Source organism: Exiguobacterium sp. A1_3_1, assembly GCF_048985645.1.
GTDB lineage: Bacteria > Bacillota > Bacilli > Exiguobacteriales > Exiguobacteriaceae > Exiguobacterium_A > Exiguobacterium_A indicum.
This window is the reverse complement of the sequence record NZ_WBYY01000226.1, coordinates 1-4,208: the sequence shown is the minus strand read 5'-3', so window position 1 is coordinate 4,208 and position 4,208 is coordinate 1. Positions and strand designations below refer to the sequence as shown.

3 protein-coding genes and 1 pseudogene are annotated in these 4,208 nt (G+C 45.2%); all 4 read left to right on the top strand.

Translation table 11 applies throughout. From position 1 onward, the window contains the following. The coding region (locus F8N00_RS16620) for a flagellar biosynthetic protein FliR (protein ID WP_421018608.1) at nt 1-552 on the top strand (552 nt) is incomplete at its 5' end. Between the two features lie 4 nt (nt 553-556). Continuing rightward, nucleotides 557-1,648 (top strand): flagellar biosynthesis protein FlhB, encoded by a 1,092-nt coding sequence (gene flhB, locus F8N00_RS16615; protein ID WP_023468703.1) that lies wholly within the window; start codon nt 557-559, stop codon nt 1,646-1,648. Nucleotides 1,649-1,662: 14 nt separating this feature from the next. After that, nucleotides 1,663-3,687, top strand: coding sequence for a flagellar biosynthesis protein FlhA (gene flhA / locus F8N00_RS16610; RefSeq protein WP_023468702.1), 2,025 nt, complete (start codon nt 1,663-1,665; stop codon nt 3,685-3,687). Between the two features lie 3 nt (nt 3,688-3,690). Then, nucleotides 3,691-4,208, top strand: a pseudogene (locus tag F8N00_RS16605) (GTP-binding protein); the annotation flags it as partial.

Genomic DNA, 4,208 nt, shown 5'->3' with positions numbered 1-4,208 from the left:
ACAGGTCTAGCACTTGGGTTACTTGCCAGTTTTTTATTGTATGCGCCACAAATTGCCGGTTCCATCATTGATTTGCAAATGGGGCTTGCAATGGCTTCCGCTTATGACCCGATGTTTGGTGGACAGTCACCTATCGTTGGTCGTTTTTATTACATGCTGACATTACTCGTCTTGCTCGCTTCTGATATGCACCTGATTTTACTTGACGGCATTTACACGAGTTTTCAAATCTTTCCACCAGGTATCCTGATTGCGGTATCGGGCGACGCAGGAATGAGCCTTGTCATCCGTGTCGTTGGTCTTGCGATGTTGACTGCCTTACAAATGGCGATGCCACTTGTCGTTTCACTCTTTTTAGTGGACCTCGCACTCGGTTTCTTAGCGAAAACAGCACCCCAGTTCAACATTTTTGCGATTGGTTTTTCCGTCAAACTGTTAATGGGATACGCGATTCTGTTTTTATTAGCAGGAGCGACGATCACAGGAATCGGTCGATTCGTTCCATTACTACAAGATGTACTTGCAGACGCCATTCGATTACTAGGAGGTTGAGGACATGCATTCATATCGATTACGCCTTGACCTTCAGTACTTCGCTGGTGAGAAGACGGAGAAGGCGACACCTCGAAAGCGGGATGATTCCCGCAAGAAAGGGCAAGTCGCAAAATCAGCGGATCTGACAAGTAGTTTTATGTTATTCGCGATGTTCCTCGTCCTCTATTTTTTTGGTCCATTTCTAGGACGACGATTCGTCCTCGTTCTACAAGATGGTCTAAGTGCAAGTCAAGTGTTGCAGGCTGTTGAGGAGGGACGAATTGAACAGATTTTAGTCGAGATGCTGATTCAAATGGGAATTCTCGTCGCACCGTTCTTTTTAACAGCGGTCGTCATCGGTGTTCTCGGGAATTTTGTTCAAATTGGTGTACTTTTGAGTGGCGAGGCGATCCAACCGAAACTGGATCGGATTAATCCACTACAAGGCGTCAAACGAATTGTTAGTGTCAAAGCGCTCGTCGAATTTTTAAAATCGGTCTTTAAACTGCTTGTCATCGGTGTGACGAGCGGCACGGTCTTATGGAATAACAAGGTCGAAATTTCACGGTTGACTTCGGAACCAATCGGTGATGCATTAGCTATCATTGGTCATTTAACATTTTTACTCGGTTTATCTGTTAGTATCGCTTTGATTGCATTAGCCATTTTGGACTTCGCTTATCAAAAATTTGATTTCGAGAAGTCGATCCGAATGAGTAAACAGGATTTAAAAGATGAGCATAAAAACACAGAGGGTGACCCTCAAATCAAAGGGAAAATCAAACAACAACAACGGGAGATGGCGATGCGGCGGATGATGCAAGAAATACCAAATGCCGACGTCGTCATCACGAACCCAACCCATTATGCGGTAGCGATTCAGTACGATGACGGAAAACATATGGCACCGATTGTCGTTGCTAAAGGCGTAGATGCTGTCGCGTTCCGGATTCGGGAGAAGGCGACAGCAGCTGATGTCCCGATTGTTGAAAATCGTCCGCTGGCGCGGGCGTTGTTCGCTCAATCAGAAATTGGTATGGCAGTGGATGAAACGTTCTATCAGGCGCTCGCTGAAACACTCGCCTTTGTCTATCAACTGAAACAAGCAAAATGAAAGGATGAAGCATCATGAGTATATCAACACGAGATTTAACGGTTCTGCTAGGCGTCATCATGATCGTCTTCATGCTCGTCATTCCACTGCCCGCTATCATGCTCGATTTTTTAATCATCATCAATATTTTAATTGCCTTGATGGTACTACTCGTTGCGATGAATGCCAAAGAGGCACTTGAGTTTTCTGTATTTCCGACATTGTTACTGATCGTTACGCTGTTTCGTCTTGCGCTCAATGTCTCAACGACACGGGCGATTTTATCAAACGGAAACGGTGGCGAAGTCATCGAGGCTTTCGGTAGTTTTGTTGTCGGAGGTAACGCGCTTGTCGGCTTCGTCGTCTTCTTGATTCTCGTCTTAATCCAGTTTCTTGTCATCACAAAGGGTTCAGAACGAGTCTCGGAAGTCTCGGCACGTTTTACGCTCGATGCGATGCCAGGGAAACAAATGGCGATCGATGCTGATTTGAACTCCGGCATGATTGACGAATTGCAAGCCCGGACTCGTCGCCAAAAAATTCAGTCGGAAGCGGATTTTTATGGTGCGATGGATGGGGCGTCGAAGTTCGTTAAAGGAGATGCAATCGCAGGCATCATCATCGTCATCATCAACTTGATTTTCGGGATGATCATCGGTGTTGTCCAGCAGGGTTTACCGATGATGGAATCCGTCAATTTGTATACGTTGCTAACAGTTGGTGACGGTCTTGTCAGTCAGATTCCAGCCCTTTTGATATCGGTTGCGACCGGTATTATCGTCACACGTTCAACGTCTGATGGAAATCTTGGAGAGGATGTCATCGGTCAATTGACACGGACACCACTCCTCGTTGGAATTGCAGCAGGAGCTATCTTCTTACTTGGACTGTTCACGGCGATTCCGGATTACGTCACGATGCCGATCGCTGCACTGTTTGGATTCTTTGCTTGGCGAATGAAGCAGGCGACGAAGACGATGCAAGAAGAAGTTGCTGTCGAAGAAGCACCAAGCGAAAATTTACGATCAAGCGAATCAGTTATTTCCTTACTGAATGTTGATACGATTGAATTCGAATTCGGTTATGGTTTGATTCCGCTTGCTGATGAAGCGCAAGGTGGCGATTTACTCGATCGTGTCGTCATGATTCGTAGGCAACTAGCTCTTGAACTCGGATTCGTTCTTCCGACCGTTCGGATTCGGGATCACTTACAGTTATCACCGAATCAGTACCGGATTAAGATTCGCGGAAGTGAGATGGCAACCGGCGAACTGTTACTTGATCATTACTTAGCGATGAGTCCGGGTGTCGACGATCCAGAGATTCGAGGGATCGAGACAGTTGAACCGGCATTTGGTATGCCGGCACTCTGGATTGATGAACAGACACGGAGCCGAGCAGAAATGTCAGGCTATACGGTCGTTGATCCACCATCTGTCGTTGCTACGCACTTAACAGAACTCTTAAAGAAACATGCTGCTGAATTACTTGGTCGAGAAGAAACGAAACAATTGGTCGATCATTTAAAAGAATCTCATCCGATTTTAGTGGAAGAAGTTACGCCGCAACTACTTTCGATTGGGGATTTGCAAAAAGTGTTCGTTCAATTACTAAAAGAGAAAATATCGATTCGAAATTTACCTTTAATTTTTGAAACGCTTGCTGATTATGCCGCAGTAACCAAGGATAGTGAATTACTAGCAGAGTATGTTCGCCAATCCTTATCACGTCAAATCACTGAACAAGTCATGCAAGGAGAGGTGTTACACGTCGTAACAGTCTCAAGTGAGATGGAACTCGATATCCAGTCGGCGATCCAGAAGACAGAGTTTGGTAATTATTTAGCGCTTGATCCCGAAAAAGCGAGTCGCTTCATCGAAACGCTGCAAGAACGGACGATGGAGTTTGAACGCTATGGCGCACATCCAATCATTCTGACTTCTCCAAGTATTCGAATGTTCGTTCGTCAGTTGACGGAACGATACTTCCCGGATATTCCGGTCTTATCGTATAACGAATTGATGCCGACGATCGAAGTGAAGAGTATTGGGGTGATATAAGCAATGATAGTGAAAAAAATCGTAGCAGATACGGTGGCTGAAGCAATGGAGCGAGTTAAACAGGAGTTAGGCGAAGAAGCTATCATCTTGAATACACGGCATATAAAAGTCGGTGGTATTTTCGGGGTTTTTGCAAAACGAAAAGTAGAATTGGTCGGTTCGGTGGATGAACATGTAGAGGATAAAAGGACTGTTAAAGTAGAACAGCCGAATAGAGTGAACCCTCATGTAAACCAAATAGAACAGCGATCAATCGTAGAACGCCCTACAATTATTACGACAGGGGAAAGACCATTACCAAGAGAACTAAGACAGTACGCTAAGTTACTTGCGGAGCCAGCGTTGAATCAGTTGGCAGAACACCTACACGAGAAACTTGTGTCAACTTATTATCAAACGCAGCAAGCTGAATTGAACACGGTATTACTCGAAGAGGTTCAAGCGAAGATTCGGACGAAAACGACGCATTCGAAATTCATTATGTTAACAGGTCCTACAGGTGTCTCTTATACACATCTCCG

What these genes read in the sequence shown, in the direction of transcription:
- flhA (WP_023468702.1), top strand. Translation starts at nt 1,663, where the DNA reads ATGAGTATATCAACACGAGATTTAACGGTTCTGCTAGGCGTCATCATG.
- flhB (WP_023468703.1), top strand. Translation starts at nt 557, where the DNA reads ATGCATTCATATCGATTACGCCTTGACCTTCAGTACTTCGCTGGTGAG.